The 24,712-nt window shown below is 38.8% G+C and carries 18 protein-coding genes; 10 read left to right on the top strand and 8 right to left on the bottom strand.

Features of this window, described 5'->3' with window-relative positions:
* Positions 1-74: 74 nt before the first annotated feature.
* A complete protein-coding gene (gene speB / locus A3Q33_RS11120) occupies positions 75-890 on the bottom strand; it encodes an agmatinase (protein ID WP_081179995.1) in 816 nt (271 codons plus the stop codon).
* Between the two features lie 111 nt (positions 891-1,001).
* Positions 1,002-3,437: a zinc-dependent metalloprotease gene (locus A3Q33_RS11115; protein WP_081179994.1), complete on the bottom strand. Its 2,436-nt coding sequence runs from the start codon at positions 3,435-3,437 to the stop codon at positions 1,002-1,004.
* A gap of 291 nt (positions 3,438-3,728) precedes the next feature.
* On the opposite strand from A3Q33_RS11115, the gene A3Q33_RS11110 reads away from it, so the two are divergent.
* The 6 genes from A3Q33_RS11110 to A3Q33_RS11085 all read left to right on the top strand — a co-directional run bounded on the left by A3Q33_RS11110 (position 3,729) and on the right by A3Q33_RS11085 (position 11,021).
* A complete protein-coding gene (locus tag A3Q33_RS11110; RefSeq protein WP_081179993.1) occupies positions 3,729-4,697 on the top strand; it encodes a class 1 fructose-bisphosphatase in 969 nt (322 codons plus the stop codon).
* Between the two features lie 265 nt (positions 4,698-4,962).
* Entirely contained in the window at positions 4,963-6,501 is a 1,539-nt protein-coding gene (locus A3Q33_RS11105; RefSeq protein WP_081179992.1) for a methyl-accepting chemotaxis protein, read from the top strand.
* 329 nt (positions 6,502-6,830) lie between these two features.
* The gene (locus A3Q33_RS11100) at positions 6,831-7,373 is read left to right on the top strand and encodes a GbsR/MarR family transcriptional regulator (RefSeq protein WP_081179991.1); all 543 of its coding nucleotides are present in this window, start codon (positions 6,831-6,833) and stop codon (positions 7,371-7,373) included.
* 158 nt (positions 7,374-7,531) lie between these two features.
* Positions 7,532-8,896 carry a cytochrome ubiquinol oxidase subunit I gene (locus A3Q33_RS11095; RefSeq protein WP_081182532.1) on the top strand — a complete coding sequence of 455 codons (1,365 nt, stop codon included), beginning with the start codon at positions 7,532-7,534 and terminating at the stop codon, positions 8,894-8,896.
* Positions 8,896-9,897, top strand: coding sequence for a cytochrome d ubiquinol oxidase subunit II (locus A3Q33_RS11090; RefSeq protein WP_081179990.1), 1,002 nt, complete (start codon positions 8,896-8,898; stop codon positions 9,895-9,897). Before A3Q33_RS11095 ends, A3Q33_RS11090 begins: the two co-directional genes overlap by 1 nt.
* A 197-nt stretch (positions 9,898-10,094) precedes the next feature.
* Positions 10,095-11,021: a manganese-dependent inorganic pyrophosphatase gene (locus A3Q33_RS11085; RefSeq protein WP_081179989.1), complete on the top strand. Its 927-nt coding sequence runs from the start codon at positions 10,095-10,097 to the stop codon at positions 11,019-11,021.
* A gap of 219 nt (positions 11,022-11,240) precedes the next feature.
* Here A3Q33_RS11085 and A3Q33_RS11080 read toward each other — a convergent pair whose 3' ends face one another.
* Positions 11,241-11,669 carry a PACE efflux transporter gene (locus A3Q33_RS11080; RefSeq protein ID WP_081179988.1) on the bottom strand — a complete coding sequence of 143 codons (429 nt, stop codon included), beginning with the start codon at positions 11,667-11,669 and terminating at the stop codon, positions 11,241-11,243.
* 86 nt (positions 11,670-11,755) lie between these two features.
* Between A3Q33_RS11080 and A3Q33_RS11075 the strand changes: the two genes are divergently transcribed.
* Complete coding sequence (locus A3Q33_RS11075) at positions 11,756-12,631, top strand: LysR family transcriptional regulator (protein WP_081179987.1); 876 nt, start codon at positions 11,756-11,758, stop codon at positions 12,629-12,631.
* 75 nt (positions 12,632-12,706) lie between these two features.
* Here the strand turns inward: A3Q33_RS11075 and A3Q33_RS11070 are convergent, their stop codons facing one another.
* A complete protein-coding gene (locus A3Q33_RS11070; RefSeq protein WP_081182530.1) occupies positions 12,707-14,881 on the bottom strand; it encodes a prolyl oligopeptidase family serine peptidase in 2,175 nt (724 codons plus the stop codon).
* Positions 14,882-15,043: 162 nt separating this feature from the next.
* Here A3Q33_RS11070 and A3Q33_RS11065 point away from each other — a divergent pair, with 162 nt between their 5' ends.
* On the top strand, positions 15,044-15,592 hold the full coding sequence (locus A3Q33_RS11065; RefSeq protein WP_081179986.1) for a GNAT family N-acetyltransferase: 549 nt from the start codon (positions 15,044-15,046) through the stop codon (positions 15,590-15,592).
* A 136-nt stretch (positions 15,593-15,728) separates the two neighbouring features.
* Here A3Q33_RS11065 and fadA read toward each other — a convergent pair whose 3' ends face one another.
* From fadA to A3Q33_RS11050, 3 genes are all read right to left on the bottom strand, one after another.
* The gene (fadA, locus tag A3Q33_RS11060) at positions 15,729-16,892 is read right to left on the bottom strand and encodes an acetyl-CoA C-acyltransferase FadA (protein ID WP_081179985.1); all 1,164 of its coding nucleotides are present in this window, start codon (positions 16,890-16,892) and stop codon (positions 15,729-15,731) included.
* Between the two features lie 15 nt (positions 16,893-16,907).
* Positions 16,908-19,082, bottom strand: coding sequence for a fatty acid oxidation complex subunit alpha FadB (fadB, locus tag A3Q33_RS11055; RefSeq protein ID WP_081179984.1), 2,175 nt, complete (start codon positions 19,080-19,082; stop codon positions 16,908-16,910).
* Between the two features lie 206 nt (positions 19,083-19,288).
* Positions 19,289-19,573 (bottom strand): MazG nucleotide pyrophosphohydrolase domain-containing protein, encoded by a 285-nt coding sequence (locus A3Q33_RS11050; RefSeq protein WP_081179983.1) that lies wholly within the window; start codon positions 19,571-19,573, stop codon positions 19,289-19,291.
* Between the two features lie 157 nt (positions 19,574-19,730).
* Between A3Q33_RS11050 and A3Q33_RS11045 the strand changes: the two genes are divergently transcribed.
* Positions 19,731-20,927, top strand: coding sequence for an MFS transporter (locus tag A3Q33_RS11045; protein ID WP_081179982.1), 1,197 nt, complete (start codon positions 19,731-19,733; stop codon positions 20,925-20,927).
* Positions 20,928-21,005: 78 nt separating this feature from the next.
* On the opposite strand, the gene A3Q33_RS11040 is transcribed toward A3Q33_RS11045, so the two are convergent.
* On the bottom strand, positions 21,006-23,228 hold the full coding sequence (locus A3Q33_RS11040; RefSeq protein WP_081179981.1) for a bifunctional diguanylate cyclase/phosphodiesterase: 2,223 nt from the start codon (positions 23,226-23,228) through the stop codon (positions 21,006-21,008).
* A gap of 516 nt (positions 23,229-23,744) precedes the next feature.
* Here A3Q33_RS11040 and A3Q33_RS11035 point away from each other — a divergent pair.
* Positions 23,745-24,656 (top strand): TIGR03899 family protein, encoded by a 912-nt coding sequence (locus tag A3Q33_RS11035; RefSeq protein ID WP_196797944.1) that lies wholly within the window; start codon positions 23,745-23,747, stop codon positions 24,654-24,656.
* Positions 24,657-24,712 lie beyond the last annotated feature (56 nt).

The raw sequence follows: 24,712 nt of genomic DNA, 5'->3' as shown, positions 1-24,712 counted from the left end.
TTTGCACAACGGCGCTGAATACCTTCCGGTTCAGCGCCGTTCTTTTATTCTTGCTAAAATAAAGGGTACAAAGTCTAGAGCTCAATAAGCATTTTACCGGCAACTTCTTTCACTAGCTTTGCAGCCAATTGAGCGGTCATATTGTCGATATCTTTATTAGGATTAAACTCGACAATATCAGCGCCGACAAGTGGTGTATTTATTTGATGGATAAGATTGATCACTTCACGGCTTGTTAAACCACCAGGCTCACGATGTGAAACCCCGGGTGCAAAAGCAGGGTCAATACCATCGATATCAAGTGACAGATACACAGGATGCTCAAATATTAACGGCTGCGATAATGGCCAATGTCTCATCTCTAAAGATTCGACATTAAATTTTGTTATTTGCTCGGTTTGATGCAAGTTTAACGTTCGTATACCAACTTGTACTAGGCGCTCACATAAACCGTCTTCCATCACTCGGGCAAAAGGACAGGCGTTTGAGTAACGATTACCTTTGAAGGAATCATATAAATCAGAATGAGCATCAATATGTAATATGGTTATTTTATCAAAAAATTTGCGATAACTTTTTAGAACAGGATAACTAATACTGTGATCACCGCCTAAAGTTAATATCCGGGTATTTTCAGATAATAGCTGATCACAACGTTGTTCTATTTCAACAATGAAATCATCAGACGGCGCTATATTAACATCACCAGCATCAAGCCATTGCTTCGACTCGCGCAAATTCACACCTAACTCTGTAGCTCCATTTAATGAACCATGATTTAACACTTCACGAATCTTACTTGGAGCTAATGCAGGCCCGCGCTCGAATGAAGAGTTATCATCAAATGGTACGCCTAAAAGTGCGACTTTAAATGTTTTGTTTTCTGTCATGTTATTGCCTTTACTGAAGTGCATTTTAATACCGCGTATTTTCTTGATGAGCCATGATTAATTATTCACTAAAAATGGCTCATATAACTGATTTACTTTTATAGACGGTATTTAATAACTCCCAATAGGCGAACCTGGCGGTAGTGTTATTTTAGATGCAGGAGCAGACGACTTATCATGCCCTAGGCTGTAATTAATTTGCTGCGCTAATAATTGGAAGTGGGCATGAGCACCTTTGTATTTCCGCGTGCTTCGCTTATCAGTTAACCATTGTGATAAATCAACTAATGTCACATAAACTTCAGCTTTTACTTCTGGCACTAATGCCTTGCTATGCCAGAGTGCAATTAAATGCTCGACCAATTGCTGATTTATCCGTTGCTGTACCAACAGCTGTGTTGCGGTTTTCGGCGCAGACTTCACGGAATTATCTACCACTTTGTTCAGTAAAAATGCTACTGATGGAATCTCTTCATCAAGCATACTTTGCTGCTGCAACCGCGCTAATCGTTCAGCATTCAGTAAAAGCGACAAGGTTTGTTTAGCACTTGCTTCTGCAGCACTGATAGGATCAAATGTTATGCCTGTTTGACTAGTAAAACTCTCTCTATCTCTGCTGTATCCATAGGCTTTGGGTGGTATTAAAGCCGTAATTTTAGCTGGCAGTGTTAATGTTTTTGCTGAAAGAGTAACCAGTAAAGCATCAAGTGCTGCTTGTTGAGAGTTACCTGCCACCATTTGTTGTTGATTAGTAAATTTTTCGCTGCGCAGTTGATAACCATAGTCAACACCGGCAATTAATTTTGCAGTAGCTTCCACCTGAAAACGGTGAAAATTATAAATCGGCACTAATACCTGTTCAAGCTCAGACATAGGTGTGCCCATAGGAATACTGTTTAAGCCAAAGTTTTCTAATGCGAGGGCTCTAACATCTAATACTCGCATCAATTCTTTAGCAGCATCTTTGCCATTGTCCCACAAGTGACCAGTAGCATGCGCACCTGATTGCGGCCTTGCGTCAGGATCAGAAACATATGCTAAGCCCTTTTGCTGAGTTGCTGCGACCAACTCAGTCAAATACTGTGCTTCTTGGTCAGTTGCAACATCAGCATAGCCATAGGCAATAACAAACTTATCCCAATCACCAATATTTTCTGCATAAGCGTTAGCTAAATTAACTTGTCCATTATCAATGGTAACTAATGGGTGAGGATAATCCATAACTGACGCTCGGTCATTAACACTGGCAGCAAAGTTATGCGCTATGCCCAATGTATGTCCAACCTCATGAGCTGATAGTTGGCGAATGCGCGCCAAAGCCATTTCCTTCATAGCGCTGGTATCAGTATCAGCATGATTAAACGGTGACGTTAGACCTAAAGCAATTAAATAGTCTTGGCGAACACGCAAAGAGCCTAGCGTTACATGGCCTTTAATTATTTCGCCGGTACGGGGATCAATAACGGATGAGCCATAAGACCAACCTCGCGTTGCACGATGTACCCATTGAATAACATTGTAGCGAACATCCATAGGATCAGCGTCACTGGGTAATAACTTAACTTGAAAAGCATTTTTATAACCAATAGCAGAAAAGGCTTGATCCCACCAACGAGCGCCATCTAACAATGCCGTCTTAACCGGTTCAGGAACGCCAGCATCTAAATAATAAATAATCGGCTCAACGGCTTCGCTCATTGTCGATAATGAATTTTTCTTATGTAAACGGTGACGAGGAATATTGCGTTTAATCAGTGGCTGGTCGATTGCGCTGGCGTAATCAGCATAGGAATGCTGCCAAAAGCCACTATAAGGGTGAAATTTTCGCGTTTGATAATTATCATCAGGTAATTTGATCAGCGAGTGGTGTAAATTAACTGTAACGGCTGAGGCATCGGGTGTAACTGATCGTAAATACGCACCTGCTTTCGACCCCGTATAAGTAACCGTGGCTTCTAGTTCGGTGTTATGTGGAAAAGCTTTCGTTCGCTTTTTATAAACGCCACTGCGTGAACTATCAATTTTATAATCGCCCTGCTTACTGCGCTGTAATTGTTCAGACAAGTTATGAATATCTGATAATAAAAACGGCGTGTAATCAATTAAGGTTTTGCTGTTATCTGCTGCAGTATGGCTAACCTTAAAGCCCCAAATAATTGAGCTGGCAAATGCTTCATCTATCGCCTGCTTCTCCAGCTTATTGTCGGTATTGGCACGGAAATAAGTATTAAGTTGGCGTAAAAACACTTTGTCACCTACTTTTTCAAAGCGAACTAATCTCGTGTCACCAAGTTGACCGCGGTCTAAGCCAATATCGTTTGAACCTATACCGTGTGGCAAGCCACTTTGAAATAAAAACTCTTGTTCAAACGTCTCAATTTCTAAAAATACTTTACCTGTTTTATCATCAAGGTAAAAAGAAAAATAGCCTTGTTGAACCTGCATGTTTTTAATAAATTCAGCGTAACTTTCTTCTGCTTTCGCCTGCACTTGTACTGACAACCCACAGTAAAAAAACAACACTAATAGCTTAATGAAAAACTTCATTTAATATCCCTGTTTTAAGTAAAATCGAGTGAGTTATAAAAACTCCCCCTGAGCTAAAATTAAAATGATTATAGGTACTAAAAATCACCCTATTCTTGTTATAATCGCCTAATAGCAAGTTGATTAATTATCTGTCCATTTTTAATGGTTAGCATGAAAAAGCAGACATCTTAATTAGTCAAATTGATAATAATTGGCACTTTGATGACTTGATAATACATCATAACATTGAAAATTAAATACAATATACTCCGTCATAAGAGTATGACTCTAAAGTAATTAGGTAACCCAATGCAACGACTAGCTCCCGCTTTACGTGAAGATAATGTACCAGCAGATTTAATTTCATTAATAGAAACCATTTTAGCGGCAACAAAGGAAATTTCATTCCTTGTTAGCCAAGCTCATCTAGGCGATGTTATGGGCTCTACCGTTGATGAAAATATTCAAGGTGAAGTGCAAAAAAAACTCGACGTTGTAGCCAACGATTTATTTAAAGACATTCTTCTAGAGTCAGGTTTGGTTAAAGCCATTTCCTCTGAAGAAGAAGATACTTCTGTCGCCGGTGAAAAAAATGGCAAGTTTTTAGTCTCATTTGATCCATTAGACGGCAGTTCAAATATTGATATTAACTCTTTAATTGGCACTATTTTTTCTATTCACGAAGCACCCGCTGATATGGATGCCAGTGATCCTGACATGTTTAAGCAGTCTGGTAATAAGCAAATTTGTGCTGGTTATGTACTTTATGGTCCGGCAACTATGCTTGTAATGACAACAGGCAATGGTACTCACTTTTACGTGTTAGATCGAACGCACGGCGGCTTCTCATTAGTCGAACGTAATGTACAAGTACCAAAAGATACCCAAGAATTTGCTATTAATATGTCTAACCAACGTTTTTGGCAAGCCCCAATGCAAAATTATATTACCGACTTACTCGCTGGTAATACTGGCCCGCGCGGTAAAAACTTCAACATGCGCTGGATTGCGGCTATGGTCGGAGACATTCACCGTGTGTTAACGCGTGGAGGTTTATTTACTTACCCTGCCGATAATAAAAACCCTGAAAAGCCTTATAAATTGCGTTTAATGTATGAAGCTAACCCTATGAGTTTTTTAATTGAACAAGCTGGTGGCTTAGCCATGACGAGCAAAGGACGGATTATGGATATGGACCCAACAGATATTCATCAACGCGTTGAAGTTATCATGGGATCAAAAAATGAAGTAGAAGTTTGCTTAAGTTACTACAAATAAACCTCAAATGAATTTAAGCTTGCACTGAAAGTTTCAGCCAAAAAACACCTAGAATGCTAGGTGTTTTTATTTCTAGCTTTTATGGATTTATAATTTAATAATTTCTCTCATTAAATTAAGTTGGTATGCATTACGCCCCATTTGAATTAGTCAGTCGTAATTTTTATTGTTACATTTTAAAGCCGTACATTATAAAAAGTGACTAACGTTATCTATAGTAGTACGATGAATATCCTAGCAAAATTTTCACAAGGACGATGGGATTATGAGCCATATCACGACTATTGAGCGTACTTTCACCGAGCAAGAGCAACTTGTTTCTACCACCGATTTAAACGGTACCATTACTTATGCTAATCCTGAATTTTGTGAAATAGCCGGCTATAGTTTAGAAGAATTAATTGGCCAACATCACAATATTGTACGCCACCCTGATATGCCCAAAGCAGCTTTTAAAGATCTATGGGAAAAGTTAAAACGTGGTGACTCTTGGCGTGGCATGGTTAAAAATCGCTGTAAAAACGGTGACTACTATTGGGTGGACGCTTACGTAACCCCTCTTTTTAACAAGGGGCAAATTACCGGTTATCAATCTGTTCGAGCATTTCCAAGTGATCAACAAAAAGTTCAAGCACAATTACTTTACGATAAACTAAACCACGACAAACCCATATTGGATTTACATGCCAATATCCCCCTCAAACGATTTGTGGCACTTATTTGTGTTATAGCAGCGATATCGATGGATTGGATGCTCGTTGGTACAATAACATCCACTTTAATATTATTAGGCTGCCTTGCGCTAATCATATTTATTTTTGCCGAAGAACTCATAAAAATCCCCAATCACCTTGGTAAAACAAAATCAATGTTTGATAGCCCGTCACGACATGTATATCTAGGTAAAGGTATTCTCAACATCATTAATTACCCGGCAGAATTATACAAAGCTAGAATAAAAACAGTCCTTGGACGCAGTAACGACTCAGGCAGAAGACTAGCAAAACTTGCCGACGAACTTGCTCAAACGTCAACCGAAATGCTCAGTGGCATCAAAGAAGAAAATGAGCATATTAGCCAATTTTCCTCCGCTATCACCCAAATGAGTACAACGATAAGCGAAGTTAGCGAAAGTACCACCTTAGCACATGATAAAGTGGCTCAAGTCCAAGCCGACTGTCTACAAAATATTGTCACCATAGAGAGCAGTGAAAATAAAATTACCCAACTCGCCACTGATGTTGAAAATGCCGCTAATAATGCGACTGAATTAGTGACTGATGTTGATAAAATATCGACTGTAATGAGTGAAATTCAAGGTATTGCGGATCAAACAAACTTACTGGCTTTAAATGCGGCAATAGAAGCAGCAAGAGCAGGTGAACAAGGTAGAGGCTTCGCCGTGGTTGCTGATGAAGTAAGAACCTTGGCCAGTAGAACACAAAGTGCGACTGAACAAATACAGCTATCTGTTTCTGAATTGCAGCGAACATTGAAGTCTTGGAATCAAGTCATGATGTCCAATAAAACCAATGCAGATGAATGTTCTGCTGAATCTAATGCTATTAAGCAAGCCATGCAAAATATTATTGATAATATTCAAAATGTTAATGATATGACAGCGCAAATTGCTACGGCTTCAGAGCAGCAGAGTGTGGTTGCTGAGCAGATCACTCAAGGCATTCATAATATCGGCAATATATCTCAACGTAACACTCAGTTGGCTGCTGAAGTATCAAATAAAAGTATTGAAGTGAATAAAAATGCCGAAGCAATCGAAGAGCTTAGCACCAATTTTAGTTAACAGATAAATTACGCTTATATCGGTAAAACTTTCATTTATTAAAATGGCTACTCTGGTAGCCTTTTTTATTTATATGATTAATTTTTTAACGGCTTAACCACGTGCAAGTTCAGTTCAGTTCAGTTCAGTTCAGTTCAGTTCAGTTCAGTTCAGTAAGAATTTAACCTATCAACTACCTTCAATCTTCTATATTTCGCCCGTAATTTAACGTTAAAAAAAGTACTAAAACTCGCCATAACTCCCCTTTTATATTTGGTAAAAGCTTGACTTAGATCAAAAAAAGACTACAATTTTCACAAATTACTGAAAATACAGAAACAACAGTAAATATGAAAATTACAGCTATGACTCAATCATTAGTGTTGCACTTTGGCGAAATGGGCTCGCGTTGGGGTTTAAACCGCACGCTAGGACAAATGTACGCCGTTATTGTCCTGACCGAATCGCCTCTTAATGCCGATCAAATCAGTGAAGCTCTACAAATTTCGCGTTCGAATGTCAGTATGGGCTTAAAAGAGCTTAAGGCCTGGAACTTAATTAAACTCCACCATATTCCCGGCGACAGAAAAGAGTACTTTTCAGCACCTAGTGATATTTGGGAGATTGCTCGCACCTTAGTTGTTGAACGCAGAAAGCGCGAGTTAGACCCAACTTTATCAACACTGCGTGATGCCTTAATGGAACAGCCTAGCAATGAATCAGATGAATACGCACAAATGCGCGTTAAACAAATGCATGACCTGATGGAAATGGTGACGCTTTGGACTAATGAGATGCAAGGAATGTCTTCAGAAAAACTGTCCGCTTTACTCAAGTTGGGTGAAGGTATTAGTAAAATATTAGATGTAAAAGACAGGCTATTACTACGATAAAAACTATTAAAATTGCCATTATTTTATTACATAGAATATGGCTAAAAGAATTAAAACGACAGGACTAAAGCGTCTGTCGTTTACACAAGCACTTTACTTAATTAAATGGAGTACATCACGTGTTAGATGCATCAGCTCTTGCTAACGACACAAGTTTCATGCTTTCCCGCATTCAATTTGCTGCCAACATTAGTTTTCATATTTTATTTCCTACCATCAATATCGCCTTGTGTTGGGTATTGTTGTTCTTCAAGGTTCGCTTTAATCAAACCCAAGACGATAGTTGGTTACGCGTTTATCGGTTCTGGGTCAGAATATTTGCCTTAACCTTTGGTATTGGCGTGGTCAGTGGCATTACTATGTCATTTCAGTTCGGTACTAATTGGCCGGGGTATATGGAAACCGTTGGAAATATAGCGGGGCCTTTACTTGGCTATGAAATAATGACGGCATTCTTTTTAGAAGCCTCATTCCTTTCAATTATGCTGTTTGGGATGGACCGAGTCTCTAATCGCGTCCATACCATTGCCACCGTACTGGTTTCTTTTGGTACCACTTTATCGGCATTTTGGATTTTATCACTCAACTCATGGATGCATACGCCAGCCGGCTTTGAGATGATTGACGGTGTAGCCCATGTTACGAGCTGGCTTGAGGTTATTTTCAACCCTTCTATGCCTTATCGTTTTATGCATATGCTGCTCGCTTCAGGGTTAACCACTGCATTTCTAATTTCGGGTATTTCTGCTTATCGCCTGATCAAAGGCGATAATAAAAAGTCAGTAAAACAAGCGCTAAATTTTTCCGTGGTCTTGGCCGCAGTCTTAATTCCAATACAAATTTTTGTAGGTGATTTACACGGTTTAAATACTTTTAAAAACCAACCTGCAAAAGTTGCGGCTATGGAAGGAGCTTGGAACACCGAAGCCAATGTTCCGTTATTATTATTTGCCTTACCTAACGAGAAAAAAAGAGAAAATAGCTTTGAATTAAAAGTGCCCAATATGGCCAGTATCATTTTAACTCATGACTCAGCAGGCGAAATCAAAGGCTTAAATGACTTTGTTGATAAACACCCACCTGTTGCCCCCGTATTTTTCAGCTTTAGGATAATGATAGGCATTGGCATATTGATGCTGATATTTTCTTGGCTAGCAACATACCAGTATGTCATCAAAAAACGCTACCCACCTTGGTTATTAAAAACAGGTATTGCCATGACATTTTCCGGTTGGCTAGCAACATTAGCTGGTTGGTATGTTACAGAAATTGGCCGACAACCATTCTTAGTGACTGGCATATTGCGTACCAAAGACGCTGTTACGACTACGCCGCCTGAGAATATAGCCATGTCTTTAACTTTGTATCTAGTTATTTATGTGTTTTTACTGATTGCCTACATTCGCACTTTATTTGTTATGGCGAATCGAGCAGTAATATTAGAAAAATCAAATGCATCATTGACTGAAGCAGGCTCGTCTATCGAACCTAATATCCCCTTAGCTGACGAAGGAGAAAAATAATGATATCCGCAACAGTAGATTGGCTACCAATCGTTTTCGTTGGCTTAATGGGCCTATCGTTTTTAGTTTACGCGATACTTGATGGTTACGACTTGGGCGTTGGGGTATTACTACCTTTAGACAACCCTCAACAACGTGATATGATGATTTATTCAATCGGGCCATTTTGGGATGCCAATGAAACATGGCTCGTTATGGCTATCGGCTTATTATTGATTGCCTTCCCTAATGCCTACTCTCTCATATTTCAAGCATTGTATCTGCCGACCGCTTTGATGTTAGCTGGGCTAATTTTACGTGGTGTTTCGTTCGACTTTCGCACCAAAGCGCTAAGTGCTGATAAAAATAAATGGGAGTATGCTTTTAAGTTTGGCTCTTTATTAGCAACATTATCACAAGGCTACATGTTGGGTCGCTACATCACCTCGTTTGAAGATACATGGTTATCTCTGGGCTTTTCAGCCTTGTCAGCTATTTGTGTAACGGCAGGTTATTGCTTTATCGGTGCGGCATGGTTAGTAATGAAAACCGAAGGTGAGTTACAGCGCCGTGCTGCAAAATGGGCAAAATATACCAATGTACTTATGGCCTTTGGTATTGTCGCTGTATGTTTAACTAATCTATTAATTGACCAACAAATTATGGATAAATGGTTAGGCGGAATACAAGCGATAATGCTGGTGCCAATCACCTTATTACTTGGCTTTACATTTGTAACCGTACATCGCTATTTAGACAAAGTGCCGATGGAAAATGATCTTGGTTGCTGGCTCCCCTTTACAGCCGCAGTTATGATATTTATTCTATGTTTTTGTGGTTTAGGCTACAGCTTTTATCCGTACATAGTCCCCTTTAAAACAACCATATTTGAAGCAGCAAGCTCTAGAGAGTCATTATGGTTTATTTTTGTGGGTGCAGCAGTCGTTTTGCCGATGATTATTGGTTACACCATATTTTCTTATAAAGTGTTTTGGGGTAAAACCACTAAGCTTAACTACTAGGCATACTTACTAGGCTTAACTACTCGGCTTAACCATTAAGCTTAACCATTAGCCTTAGTGACTAAAGTTGTACGAAAAGAGTGCAAATAGTCACTAGGCTAACACTAAGAAATTTTGCTAGAATACGCGCCATATTCTAGACAGAACTCATTTATTCGCTCCGTTATTAACTTAGCAGAGCTTGGAGATAGCAATTTATGCCAGCTTATGCCGTAGGTCACAAAGTACCAGATTCAGATTCAATCTGCTCAGCCATCGCGCTTTCATATTTGAAAACAACGATTGGTGAAGATGTAAAACCCGCACGTTTAGGTGAACTTTCACCTGAAACTGCCTTTATTTTAGAGAAGTTTGGATTAGAAAAACCTGAGCTTAAGTTAAACTTTGCTGATACAGACGGTATTTATGTTGTTGATCACTCAGACCGCATACAAGGCCCTGACGATATTGATGAATGCACAGTGTTAGGCATTATTGATCATCATAAATTAGGTGATATTACCACTTCTACTCCGCTAGAAATTTGGGTTCGTCCGGTAGGTTGCACCAATACTATTATTAAAATGATGTATGACTTTCACGATGTTGAAATTCCTAAAAACATTGCTGGTGCTATGATGTGCGCTATTTTATCTGACACCGTTATTTTTAAATCTCCAACTTGCACTACGGCTGATATTAAATGTGTTGAAGCTTTGGCTGAAATCGCCGGCATTGAAGATTACAAAGGTTTGGGCATGGAAATGTTCACGGTTAAATCTTCAGTACAAGGTACACCAGTACGTGAGTTAGTATTACGTGACTTTAAAGATTTCAATATGAGCGATAACATTGTAGGTATTGGCCAACTAGAAGTTATCGACCTAGCCTTGTTTGATGAGATGAAAGCTGATTTACATGCTGACTTACAAGCCGTTAAAGAAGAAGGTAATCGTCATACCGTAATGTTGCTGCTTACTGACATTATGCAAGAAGGTTCAGAACTTCTCGTAGTAAGTGACGATACCAGCATCGTTGAAAAAGCTTACGATATTAGCTTAGTTGATAATAAAGTTTGGTTACCGGGTGTAATGAGCCGTAAAAAGCAAGTTGTACCACCGTTGCAAAATACCTTTGCTAAGTAAATAACTTAAATATCCCAAGCAGTTATACAAGTACAAAGCCTGACAATCGTCAGGCTTTTTTAATGACTCCGATTGTGAACACTTATAACTGTCTATAACTATCCATAACTACAGATAAAACTATGCTGAATAAATAACTCGGCAAACATTTATAATAACCAATTTATCCAAGAAAAAAGTAAGCTAAGCATCTCTCAGTAAATGCCTTTATATTTATATTTAAAGTAATACCTCTTTGCTGAACCACCTTTTATAGGGCTGGTAGCGGTCGTATAGCCAATTAAAAGTAAACGTATAAACTAGTATAAATATTAAAAACCCGGCCTCTAAGGTAATCGCAGCTAACCAAGATATTTTTAAATACCAAGCTAATACCGGCAAGGTAATTATCACCATACCTAACTCAAAACAGCAGGCATGAAAGCCCCTAACAACTATACTTCTGTCAATACGGTTTTCGCCCATTAACTTATCAAAAATTATGTTGTATATATAATTCCACAACATAGCAAAAATAGATAAAGCAACACTTACCGTAATCATTTTTCCGGCACTAAAACCGGTAATTATGGCCGATAAAGGTACCATAATGGCCAACATGCAAACTTCAAAAAATACAGCTTGAAATACTCTCTCAGTTTTTTTCATAATTTAACTCTATAATTCGTGACGACAAGGCTATTTTCATTCAAAATAAAGATACATTACAGTCAGCTTGTATCTGGTAAAGCGATATGTTTAGTATTGATCAACTCCAAGCTTTTGTAACAACAGTAGAAACTGGGTCATTTTCAGCCGCAGCACGGCAATTAAATAAAGCGCAATCCGTTGTTAGTCAACATATTATAAATCTCGAAATAGACTGCAATACAACGTTGTTCGATCGCTCAGGCCGTTACCCTTTATTAACGCTAGCGGGTAAAAAATTATTATCGCATGCTCAAGCATTACTAAATCAGCATCAACGCCTGCAAAGCTCTGCGCTTGCATTAAACGACAATACGCCCAACGAAATTACTATTGCACTTGATGAGGGTATACCGTTTAAAAATATCACCACAGCCATTGACCAGCTTCAAATCCTATACCCTAATGTAACGTTGGAATTCTTAAGCGCCTCAAGTTTCGATATTATTGACATGTTAAATACTGAACAGCCGTTAATTGGTATTGTTTTTAGCGAACTCGGCATGCCAAGTTATTTAGATTTTGAATGTGTTGGTTCGGTAAAGTTTGATTTGTATGTTGCCAAAAGCCACCCATTGGCGAAGCTTAAATGTAAAAACATTGATGAATTAAGGCTGCACCGCCAGTTACTTATTCGCTCTCGAAATACGAAAACCAGTAGCTTTCAATTAAAAATAAGTCCTGATATTTGGTTTGCCGACAATTACTTTTTATTGTTAGAGTTAGTAATACAAGGACATGGTTGGTGTTTATTGCCAAACCATGTCGCCGCCGATCCAGTAAAATCATCAGAGATAGTAAAGTTACCTTTAGAGTTCGAAGAGATCGGCTGGCAGGCGAATGTTGACGTATTGCAGCATCAAAGACACAGTGATTTAGCCATTTTTAAAACCCTTAGAAGTTTATTACGTAACCGCTTATAGCATTCTTATAGTATTAACTAGCGTAAAAAAGCCCAGCACTGCTGGGCTTGGTACAAAGGGTATTAGCACTAAGAGTTAAATATCTTTCACACCCATATTAAATAAAGTAAAACCGTAAATATCGGCATACTGATCAATGGTTTTACTGATTGGCGTACCGGCTCCATGGCCCGCATCTGTTTCAATGCGAATTAAGGTTGGATTAGCGCCAGCTTGTTTATCTTGTAACTCAGCAGCAAACTTAAATGAATGCGCCGGCACTACGCGATCATCATGATCACCTGTTGTTACCATAGTCGCGGGATAATGCGTGCCCGCTTTAACATTATGTACCGGCGAGTAACCTAGTAAATAGTTAAACATTTCGGCATTATCATCTGACTTACCATAGTCGTAAGCCCAACCAGCACCTGAGGTAAATGTGTGGTAGCGCAATATATCTAATACACCAACCGCCGGTAATGCCACTTTAAATAACTCAGGACGTTGCGTCATTACTGCGCCAACTAGCAAGCCTCCGTTAGATCCGCCCATTACCGCAAGTTTGTCTGAAGAAGTTACTTTTTCTGTAATCAGATATTCTGCGGCAGCAATAAAGTCATCAAAGACATTTTGCTTTTTAAGCTTTGTACCCGCGTTGTGCCATTTTTTACCGTACTCGCCACCGCCACGCAAATTAGCTACAGCATATACGCCACCTAATTCTAACCATGCTGCACGGGTTGAACTAAATTGCGGCTGCAGGCTGACATTAAAGCCACCGTAGCCATATAAAATAGTCGGATTACTACCATCAAGCACTAGCCCTTTTTTATGGGTAATGATCATCGGTACTTTCGTACCATCTTTAGACTTGTAAAAAACTTGTTTTGACTCAAAGTTATCGCTGTCGAAATTTACTTTCGATTTCATATGTACAACAGATTCACCCGTTGCAACATCTAAAGTAAAAGTGGTTGAAGGTATTTTCTGATTACTAAACGAGTAATAAATTTTGCTTTGTGACTTTTTACCACTAAAGCCGCCAGCTGTACCCACTTCAGGTAATGCAATATCGCGAACTTTCTTACCGGTTAAGTCATATTGCTGAATAAAAGATGTGGCATCTTTCATATATTTAGCAAATAAGTAACCACCGCCGGTTGAAACCGATAAAACATTTTCAGTTTCAGGAATAACATTTAGCCAGTTTGCTGGTGCTGGTTTTAACGCATTAACTTTAACCACACGTTTATTAGGTGCAGCCATATTGGTGACAAATAATAAGTCATCACCATTACTGTTGACCATATAAGTGTCAGAGTCAGTGTTATCAACAACCGTAATCAATGGTGAGTTTGTTTTGGTTAAATCTTTGATAAAAAGCTTGTTACCTGAAGTTGAAACCGCTGCAGATACCAATAAATATTTACCGTCTTTAGTCACTTCACCACTAACATAACGATGTTTATGTGCGTCTGTGCCACCAAAAACTAAGCTATCTTCTGATTGTGCGGTGCCAAGCTCGTGATAGTAAAGTTTATGTTGATCCGTTTTCGCTGATAACTCACTACCTTTAGGCTTGTCGTAACTAGAATAATAAAAACCTTTATTACCCAACCAAGATAAACCACTAAATTTAATATCTACCAATTCAGCTTCAAGCACTGCTTTAGTTTTCGTATCAATAATACGTGCTTTACGCCAATCGCTTCCGCCTTCAGAAATTAAATAAACGGCCAAAGCGCCATCTTCGCTAAACTCAATACTGGCTAGAGAAACCGTGCCGTCTTCACTAAAAGTATTAGGATCTAGAAAAACTTCCGCTGCTGCATCACCTTTTTGACGATATAAAACATATTGATTCTGTAAACCATCATTTTTATAAAAGTAGCTATAGTCACCTTCAATAAACGGCATACCTACTTTTTCATAATCTAATAAAGCCGCAAGACGTGATTTAATTTTATCGCGATAAGGTATTTGCTCTAAATATGCGGAAGTCGTTTTATTTTGTGCTTTGACCCATGCAGCAGTTTCGGCGCTCATATCGTCTTCTAGCCAACGATAATTATCGGTTACTTTTGTGCCAAAGTATTCATCAACAACAGCCACTTTTTTCGTTGTTGGATAAGTTATCATTGTACTTTCATCGCCTATACTTGCTACTTTCACCGAAGCCGGAGTCGCTGTTGTATCTTGACTACAGCCCGATAAGCCACACAATGCGACTAACACAGCAGAATTTAGTATTAATTTTTTAGAAATCATAATTTCCCAAACAAATAAAGTTGTTAATATATTGTTATCAATCATATGGCAGGCAATAATCGATGTCCACCGAATCAACTGAGTTAAGCCTAATAAATCACATGAAATCATAATAATAAATCATTATGATTAAGCTCTTAAAAAGTAATCAAAGGCGCAAACATGAAAATCAAAAATTCAGCACGACTTAGTTATCAGCTTATTGATGAAAGCGATAGCGAATTTCTTTTTCAGCTAGATAAAAATCCGGAAGTTATGCGCTATATCAACGGTGGTAACATGACCTCGCGCGAAGACATTCGCCAAGTGTTTATCCCAAGACACAGTGCCTATAAAAACATCGAAAAAGGTATGGGATTATGGAAAGTTACTGTAATAGATACTCAAGAGGATATTGGCTGGATTTTAGTGCGTCCAATGGATTTTTTTTCCGACAATCCTAAGTGGCATGACATTGAATTAGGTTGGCGTTTTTTACAGTCTACTTGGGGCAAAGGTTTAGCTTCAGAAGCCGCGATTCACATTCAACAATTACTTGCTAAACAGCAAGAAAATAAAAGCTTTAGTGCTATAGCCGTAAAAGATAACCTTGGTTCAATTGCGGTAATGAAAAAACTCGGTATGGCATATATTAAATCGTATATTCATTCTGACGCACAGCTAGGAAATTCTGAAGTGGTGCTGTATCGCGTTGAGAATAATCAATCCTAAGATTATACTTTTTACTTCGGCACGAGAATAAGGTCCAATGAGTACAGACAAAAAAGCCCAACAATGGTTGGGCTTCATACATATCGCTAACTTATTTAATTAAATAAAAAACTTAACTAAGCATATTGAATAAACGCTACACTCGTTCAAATACCGTTGCGATACCTTGGCCTAAACCAATACACATAGTCGCTAAACCAATGTTAGCGTCTTGCGCTTCCATTAAGTTAATTAACGTACCTGAAATACGCGTACCTGAACAACCTAGTGGGTGGCCTAAAGCAATTGCGCCACCGTTAAGGTTAATCATGTCATCCATTTTGTCTTCTAAACCTAATGAACGTACACAAGACAAGGCTTGGGCAGCAAATGCTTCGTTAAATTCAGCAAGTTCAATATCAGCTAAGGTTAAACCGGCACGTTTTAATGCTTTCTTAGTGGCTGGCACTGGACCAAAGCCCATGGTTGATGGATCACAGCCTGCGATAGCCATACCACGAATTTTAACGCGTGGTGTTAAGCCCATCGCTTTTGCACGTTCTGCTGACATGACTAACATTGCAGAAGCGCCATCAGAAAGCGCAGAAGAAGTACCTGCCGTTACCGTACCATTTACCGGATCGAATACCGGACGTAAGCCCGCTAAACTTTCAATAGTTGTTTCAGGACGAATAACTTCATCATGCTCAATCAGCGTTAAAGCGCCCATAGCGTCATGACCTAAAGTTGGCACAATTTCATTCGCCCAACGCCCTTCAAGCATAGCTTTATGAGCGCGTTGATGAGAACGAGCGCCAAAAGCGTCTTGCTCAGCACGAGTAATACCGTGCTGCATGCCAAGTAACTCAGCTGTTAAGCCCATGTTACCAGCGGCACGTGAAATATGCTTGCTCAGTGCTGGGTCAAAATCAACATCATACATCATAGGTACATGACCCATGTGCTCAACACCACCCACTAAAAATACATCGCCTTGACCGGCCATAATATTGGTGGTTGCATCGTGAAGTGCTTGCATCGATGAACCACATAAACGGTTCACGGTAACAGCACCGGTAGACTTTGGAATATCAGTTAACAGTTGCGCATTACGAGCAATATTGAAACCTTGCTCTTTAGTTTGCTTAACGTTACCCCAAATAATATCTTCAATTAACGCAGGGTCTAAGTTAGGGTTTCTAACTAAGAGTTGTTGCATTAGATGTGCTGATAAAGTTTCAGCACGAACATTACGAAAAACACCGGATTTTGAGCGCCCCATTGGGGTACGGATGCAATCGACAATAACGACTTCTTTCATGATTTTCTCCTTCGCTTAAGCTGTTTTAACATCGGTTGTAAAATATGACTGACCAGATTTCGCCATTTCGCGTAGTCCATCAGTAACTTGATAAATTTCGCCTAAGTGCGCGTATTTATCAGCCATCGCAATAAAGTTATCTAATCCAAGAGTTTCTAGGTAACGAATTGGACCGCCTCTAAATGGAGGAAAGCCTAAACCGTATATCAAGCCCATGTCAGCTTCAGCTGCAGTATCTACTACACCTTCTTCTAAACAGCGTACAACTTCATTCACCATAGGGATCATCAAACGTGCGATAGTTTCATCCGAGCTAAAGTCTTTTTTCTCAGCGCCGGTACTTACACCTGCAAACAGGTCATAAGCTACTTGAGCTGCTACTTTTGTTGGACGACCACGCTTATCTTTACCGTAATCGTAGAAGCCTTTACCATTTTTCTGACCCAAACGATCTTTATTATATAAAGCACTTACTGGGTCATTATCAATTTTAGACATACGGGTTGGGAAACCAGCAGACATAACGCCTGTACAATGATCAGCAGTATCAATACCCACAACATCAAGTAAATATGCCGGGCCCATTGGCCAACCAAATTGTTTCTCCATCACTTTATCAACTGCGACGAAATCAGCACCTTCAAGTACTAATTGGCTAAAGCCTGCAAAATATGGGAATAAAACACGGTTAATGTAAAAACCTGGACAATCGTTAACAACAATCGGTGATTTACCCATTTTAGCGGCGTAAGCCACAACAGCAGCAACAGTTTCATCAGAAGTTTCTTTACCGCGAATAACTTCAACCAATGGCATTTTGTTTACCGGGTTGAAGAAATGCATGCCACAAAACTTGTCTTTGCGTTTAAGACCTTGTGCTAATAAATCAATTGAAATAGTCGACGTGTTAGAAGTCACAATAGTATCTTCACTCACATGACTTTCAACTTCAGCCAGTACCATCGCTTTAACTTTTGGATTTTCAACTACCGCTTCAACGACAATATCAACATCTTTAACACTGTCATAACTTAATGATGGTGTGATGCTATTGAGTACGCCAGCCATTTTCTTAACGCTCATGCGGCCGCGTTCAACTTGCTTAGTTAAAATGCCAGCAGCCGTTGTTAGACCTAAATCAAGCGCTTGGTCGTTAATATCTTTCATGATAATTGGCGTGCCTTTATAAGCTGACTGGTAAGCAATACCACCGCCCATAATGCCTGCACCCAATACTGCCGCTTTATTCACAGCTTTAGTGGCTTGTTTACCCGCTTTTTTAGCTTTACCTTTAACAACTTGGTCAGCCATAAACAGGCCAATTTGAGCAGTAGCTACATCGGTTTTCGCTAATTTTGCAAAACCAGCATTTTCCAATGCCATTGCGCCTTCACGGCCTAAACTGGCGGCTGCTTCAATCGTTTTAACCATCACCATTGGTGCTGGGTAATGCTTACCGGCTTTCGCTGCTATCATGCCTTTACAGGTATTAAAGGTCATAATTGTTTCTGTTGGCGAAAGCTTTAATGCTTCTAATTTAGGTTGGCGTTTAGCGCGCCAATCTAGTTTGCCTGCAATCGCTTGATTTAGCATCTTGATTGCGGCTTCGCGCAAATGTTCTGGAGCAACTACGGCATCAAGTACACCTACGGCCATCGCTTGTTCGGCTTTAAACGTTCGACCTGTCGACATCCACTCAATGGCATTATCAGCACCAATAACACGAGGTAAACGCACAGTTCCACCAAAACCAGGGATTAGACCCAAGTTTACTTCTGGTAAACCGATTGAACACGACGTATCACCAATACGGTAGTCACAAGCCAAACTCATTTCACAACCGCCACCTAAGGCAAAACCATTAATAGCGACAACGGTCGGAAGGTTTATATCTTCAAATGAGTCAAAAACATCAGAACCTTGTTTGATCCAAGGCAGTAACTCATCTTCAGGTTTTTTAAATATTTCTAAAAACTCGGTGATATCAGCACCAACGATGAAAGAAGACTTACCAGAGGTAACTAAAACCCCTTTTGCTTCACTGCAATTATTAATCGCATCAACAACTGCGATATATTCTTTAAACGTTGCCTGATCAAATTTGTTAACTGAGCCTTGTGCATCGAATTTAAATTCGACAATGCCATCATCTAACAACTTGGCAGAAAGGCTTTTGCCTTGAAATAACATGCCTACTCTCCTGACTTTTTGTGGGTCGATTGACTGGTAATACGTAATCATAGACTACTACCGAGCGTGTGAATATTTAACTTACTCATATATTTAATTAACGAGTAAAAGAAATAAAGTGTCAATGAGTTTGCCTTGAAAGGAAAGGGAAAGCAAACTTTTTTAAACAAGCGTTTTAATTAAGTGTATTAATTTATTTCACCCCCTTACTTAATGCGGCCTCGAGTACCTCTTTGTTCATTTTTTTTCATTTTATCCAGTAGCTCTTTTTCCATATCTATACCTTGCCAATGCGCAATATCTAGCACTCTCAACACAATATCTGCGAGTTCTTCAGCAAAATCATCCGTCGGTTTTTCACCGCGACATTCATTTATAGCTTCGCCAACTTCCGATGCAACTAAAGCTAATGCTTCCAAGGTGGTTTTATTGTGCCACCCCATTCGCTCGACCCACTGATAGTTAAGCTCTGCTATTTTATTAATATCCATAAATGCCTCAAGTGTTACTTAATTAACTGATTATTATTTTATTAGCATGAAAAACTGAGTCTTTATCAGCAATAATCTCACTGTGCTAATCGTGTGTTTTATCCGCAATTAACATATAATAATCTGCCGCTGTCAATACCATCAAACTGAAATTAAAATGCCATTAAATGCGAAGTTACGTTCACCAGAAAATTTACTGCTCGCAATGGCATTTATTATGCCTTTAGTATTTTCGGTCTGGATGGCAATGCTTAATAATTTTGTTATTGAACAAGCCAGCTTTACCGGCGTAGAAATAGGTATATTACAAAGTTTAAGAGAAGTGCCGGGGTTCCTCGCCTTTACCGCTATTTATGTTTTACTGTTTATTAAAGAACAAAGGTTAGCACTACTTTCACTTGGCTTAACTAGCTTGGGTGTTGCGGCGACTGGCTACTTCCCGTCGGTCATTGGCTTATACCTAACCACGGTCATTATGTCGGTTGGTTTTCATTATTTTGAGACTGTTAATCAGTCCCTCACTTTACAGTGGATCAGCAAAGACAAAACCGCACATTTTTTGGGTCGAGCTTTATCCGTAAAATCGATCGCCTCGTTACTTGCCTTTGGTGGAATATGGCTATTAATGGAACAATTCGCATGGAGCTATCAAGCCACCTATTTACTGTTCGGCAGCATCGCACTCATTTTTACTATTGCACTAGCGTTATCATTTCCATATTTTGCTCCACCGGTAGAACAATCACGTCGATTAATTTTACGAAAACGTTATCTGCTCTTTTATGCTTTAACATTCTTTAGCGGCGCTCGTAGACAAATATTTGTCGTATTCGCTGGTTTTTTAATGGTAGAAAAATTCAATTATAGTGTCGCCGATGTCAGCGCACTATTTATGATTAACTATGTATTTAACTGGTTATTTGCCGCCAAAATCGGGCAATTTATTGGACGTGTCAGCGAACGTAATGTTTTAAAGTTTGAGTACATAGGGCTAACTATCCTATTTATTCTTTATGGCTTAGTCGAGAATGCTAATATCGCCGCTGTGCTTTATGTTATCGACCATTTATTTTTCGCACTGGCGATTGCAATAAAAACCTATTTTCAAAAAATAGCCTTACCCGAAGATATTGCCGCAAGTGCCGGCGTTAGCTTTTCCATTAATCATATTGCAGCCGTGGTTATCCCGGCTTTACTTGGCATGGTTTGGATAGTGAATGCTTCGTGGGTATTTTATATTGGCGCTGGATTTGCCTGCTGCTCTTTATTGCTAACCTTGTTTATGCCTTTCGCGCCAAGCCTAAATGTCGAATTTCGCACAAAAGAAAAAGCACTTGTGGAACAAGTGCTTTAAGTAAAACGTGTAAACTCAATTTAAGCTAGGTTTCTAGGGTTAAGCTAGAAAGTAATGCCGATAGCACTCACCTAGACGCTATCGGTTTATTTTTTCTAAACAGCTAAAGAACTCATCAGACGGCATAGGTTTAGCATAATAAAAACCCTGAACTTCATCACAACCCAAGAGCTTGAGTTCTGCTTCTTGTTCTAGTGTTTCAATGCCTTCAGCAATGACTTTCAAGCTCATTTGCTTACCTAAATTGATAATGGTATCGGCTATAATTGAACCGCCCGGCTCGGCAATATCACTAACAAAAGCACGATCAACCTTTAATCGGTCTAAAGGCAATTTTTGTAAGTAGCTTAATGACGAAAAACCAGTCCCAAAATCATCAAGCGCAATACTAATGCCTTCTGCTTTTAGTTTCACTAGAGCGTCAATAATAATCTGAGGTTCATCCATTAATACGTTTTCAGTTATTTCCAACTCTAATTTACTCGTATCAACTTTATGCGATTGTGCTATTTCAATAACGGTACTAACAAAATTTTCGCGTTTAAATTGAGGGATAGACACATTAACCGAGATACTAACATCGGTAAATTGACTCGCTGCCAACTTATTTAACTGCTGACACGCTTGATCGACAACCCAATTGCCAATATCAATAATTAAGCCTGAATATTCAGCTAAAGGGATAAATACCGCAGGTGAAATAAATTTACCATCTGCGGTTTTCCAGCGCAGTAAAGCTTCTGCACCAATGATTTTACCTGTTGTTAAGCTTAATTGCGGTTGATAAAACAGTTCCAGACGATTATCAGCAAAATCAGTTCGCAACTGCCTTATCATACTTAAACGCCACAGTGTTTTATCTTCCATCTCTTGATGATAATAAACATAAGGCTCATGCAGAGATTTTTTGGCTAAATTAAGCGCAATATTAATTTGATTAAGTACTTTTACACCACGAGAACCAGCTGATTTTTTTGAACAAAAACCATAACTTGCACTAATAAGTAAGCTTTGTTCTCCAGCGGAAAATGGCTGACTAAAGAGCGCCGTTAATGTTTCAGGATTCACCCATTTTTTGGGACCAATAATACCGAAAACATCCGCACCAATACGAGCTAGTTGATTGTCCTCACTTAATGCTCGAATGCGTGCAGATACTGCCATCAGAAGTTGATTACCCACATCTTGTCCAAGCCCGTCATTTATGTCACTAAAATGATTAAGGTCTATAAGTGCGCTGACTAAATCATCATCACTTTGACAAAAGTTATCTAATAAATTAACGAAATCTAATCTATTTGGTAATTCAGTTAACCAATCTTTATAAGCGGCATTACGGAGTTTTTGAAATAGATGAACATTTTCATAACCCGTAGCAATATTTGTCAGGAAAACTTCAATAAGCTGTATTTCAATGGTTGTTAAGGCTTGATCTAGTTCTAAATGAATTACGGCTCTAAAACCACCACTGGCTAGATAAAATGATGCAGAATCCACAGCAAAAAAATGCTGCTTTTGTTGGAAGCAACTGGTGATTTGGCTAATTACATCTCGATTGTCAAATGTGGTCAGTTTTTGTTTCACCTTAGCTTCAGATAAACCACTTTGGCCAAGGATATACAAACTTAAATCATCAGCGCCTTCAACAATACCTTGTCCACGCGCGCAAAAAATACCGTTACTCGTATCAACAAGCATTTTTAATTCAGCTAACACGCCATTCGCATAGTCATGCACCGTATGCAGCTCTAATAAACTCGCAGCAGCGCCAATAATTTTTTCTAAGCCTTGTCTATTTTTAGTAACTGAGTCAATTTGTTGATATGAACGAATGGCAGCATAAACCGTGGTCACTAATTTACGGCGAGTTAATTCAGTTTTAGTTTTGTAATCATTTATATCGTAGTCTTTAATTACGCTTTCTTCAGGTGCATAGCCTGGTTGTCCCGTACGTAACACTATACGAATATCAACTCGCTTTAATTGTTCACGTATATGTTTAACAACAGTGAGTCCAGCATCATCACTTTCCATAACTACATCAAGTAGCACTAGAACGATATCTTCATGTTCTTCAATAAGTTTACAAGCATCTTGACCGGAATAGGCATGCACGTATTCTAAATGTCGACCTAAAACGATCAGATCCGATAAGGCAAGTTGAGTTACTGAATGAATTTCAGGATCATCATCGACAATTAAGACTTTCCAAGTATCTTTTATAGCTGAATCAAATATTTCATCTTCATCACTATCATCGATAAACAAAAAATCATCGTTGGTGTTTTCGGAAACTTGCATATCATCCTCAAGGTACTAGTAAACAACAACTAGCATAATTTTTGATCAGCAATTTCTTTAAAAATTGTTATCATATTTAATACATAATAAAAGTCGAACTAAGATTATTCAACATTTCGTTTTAATAATATTGTTATTAACGAGTACTATTGATATTAAATCTTTTGTATATACAAAAATAATACCGCAATAAAACTTAAACACCTATAAATTAAAGATAATATTTTACTGTTTGTAAAGTAATGCTCATTTCATTGGTGATATGGTTTCAGTTATACACAGAGATAACAATAAAATATAAGCTACTTTCCTACCTAACTACATGTTCTAATGATTAAATATTACAACAATCGCCACCGAACGCTTTATCCTCCGGCGATGATAAAATAGTGAATGATATTGATATAGGCTTATAAATTTAAGGTTATGAGTAAAATTTAAATTTGCGCTATAATTAATTTTTGGCGATATTATGCTCGCATTTACAGCATTTAAGAGTTTTAAAGGATAAATCTGGTGTCGAATTCGACTGATGAAAACAACATAATTGAGCATCCCGTGGAAAACAGCACACGCGATGTAGCTAAACATGACGAACCCGCGATCAGATCAAAAAGTAATGCGAGTGCCACCGCTAATGCTTCTTCCCAAAAACAATTATTAGTGTTGGCGAAAAAATTCTCACTCAACGCTGCATTTTTACCTGAAAACAAGCAAGCCCCTTTGGAAGATAGGGCTTATCGACGTAAAAATATCGACGAGTTACGTAAACAGCAAAATATGGAAGCGATAGTCTTACGTGCCATTCAATATTGCTCAGATGAGACGATAACCGACAGAGCTGACCAAGATTGGTTTAGTTCGTTTGTGACACTTGCTGAGGGTATCAGCAATAAAAGCATGCAAGAGTTATGGGCGAAGATCTTAGCTGGCGAAGTATCCCAACCAGGTTCTTTTTCATTGAAAACGCTTCAAACATTTAGAACCATGAGCATCACTGAAGCAAAGCTGCTAGCAAAAGCTTGTAGCTTAGCGATGACAGATACACGCAAAAAAAATATCCGCGTGATCAGTGGCGCTTATCAAATCCCTACATTATTTAATTTCTTTAATAAGCAGCGACAACAGCGTCTTGACCTTAACCAAGTAGGGTTAAGCTACGCTGATATATTAACATTGGCTGATAATCATCTATTGTTTGAACAAGAAACAGAAAGTCACTCGCTTACAAAGGGGGAGAAGCTGCAATTTAACTATAATGGCAAACAACTTAGCTTCACAGCTAAAAAATCGGCCTGTATTCTCACCTTTTATAAATTTACCCCCATTGGCACAGAACTCGCGCACTTAATTGCTGACAATCAAGATGTGAGTTATATAAACGCAGTAAAAACGCAATTATCTGAAAATTTTATTATTGAGGGCTAATACAAAATAAGATATTTATCGATAGAAACTAAGGTGTGAATGTTGAGGGCTGGGCT

The sequence above is a fragment of the Colwellia sp. PAMC 21821 genome, assembly GCF_002077175.1.
In the GTDB taxonomy this organism is placed as follows: domain Bacteria; phylum Pseudomonadota; class Gammaproteobacteria; order Enterobacterales; family Alteromonadaceae; genus Cognaticolwellia.
Note: the sequence above shows the minus strand (reverse complement) of the source record. Positions and strands in the feature narration are given on the sequence as shown.

Coding starts and splice junctions, on each gene's coding strand:
- speB (WP_081179995.1), bottom strand. CDS start 890: ATGACAGAAAACAAAACATTTAAAGTCGCACTTTTAGGCGTACCATTT.
- A3Q33_RS11115 (WP_081179994.1), bottom strand. CDS start 3,437: ATGAAGTTTTTCATTAAGCTATTAGTGTTGTTTTTTTACTGTGGGTTG.
- A3Q33_RS11110 (WP_081179993.1), top strand. CDS start 3,729: ATGCAACGACTAGCTCCCGCTTTACGTGAAGATAATGTACCAGCAGAT.
- A3Q33_RS11105 (WP_081179992.1), top strand. CDS start 4,963: ATGAGCCATATCACGACTATTGAGCGTACTTTCACCGAGCAAGAGCAA.
- A3Q33_RS11100 (WP_081179991.1), top strand. CDS start 6,831: ATGAAAATTACAGCTATGACTCAATCATTAGTGTTGCACTTTGGCGAA.
- A3Q33_RS11095 (WP_081182532.1), top strand. CDS start 7,532: ATGCTTTCCCGCATTCAATTTGCTGCCAACATTAGTTTTCATATTTTA.
- A3Q33_RS11090 (WP_081179990.1), top strand. CDS start 8,896: ATGATATCCGCAACAGTAGATTGGCTACCAATCGTTTTCGTTGGCTTA.
- A3Q33_RS11085 (WP_081179989.1), top strand. CDS start 10,095: ATGCCAGCTTATGCCGTAGGTCACAAAGTACCAGATTCAGATTCAATC.
- A3Q33_RS11080 (WP_081179988.1), bottom strand. CDS start 11,669: ATGAAAAAAACTGAGAGAGTATTTCAAGCTGTATTTTTTGAAGTTTGC.
- A3Q33_RS11075 (WP_081179987.1), top strand. CDS start 11,756: ATGTTTAGTATTGATCAACTCCAAGCTTTTGTAACAACAGTAGAAACT.
- A3Q33_RS11070 (WP_081182530.1), bottom strand. CDS start 14,881: ATGATTTCTAAAAAATTAATACTAAATTCTGCTGTGTTAGTCGCATTG.
- A3Q33_RS11065 (WP_081179986.1), top strand. CDS start 15,044: ATGAAAATCAAAAATTCAGCACGACTTAGTTATCAGCTTATTGATGAA.
- fadA (WP_081179985.1), bottom strand. CDS start 16,892: ATGAAAGAAGTCGTTATTGTCGATTGCATCCGTACCCCAATGGGGCGC.
- fadB (WP_081179984.1), bottom strand. CDS start 19,082: ATGTTATTTCAAGGCAAAAGCCTTTCTGCCAAGTTGTTAGATGATGGC.
- A3Q33_RS11050 (WP_081179983.1), bottom strand. CDS start 19,573: ATGGATATTAATAAAATAGCAGAGCTTAACTATCAGTGGGTCGAGCGA.
- A3Q33_RS11045 (WP_081179982.1), top strand. CDS start 19,731: ATGCCATTAAATGCGAAGTTACGTTCACCAGAAAATTTACTGCTCGCA.
- A3Q33_RS11040 (WP_081179981.1), bottom strand. CDS start 23,228: ATGCAAGTTTCCGAAAACACCAACGATGATTTTTTGTTTATCGATGAT.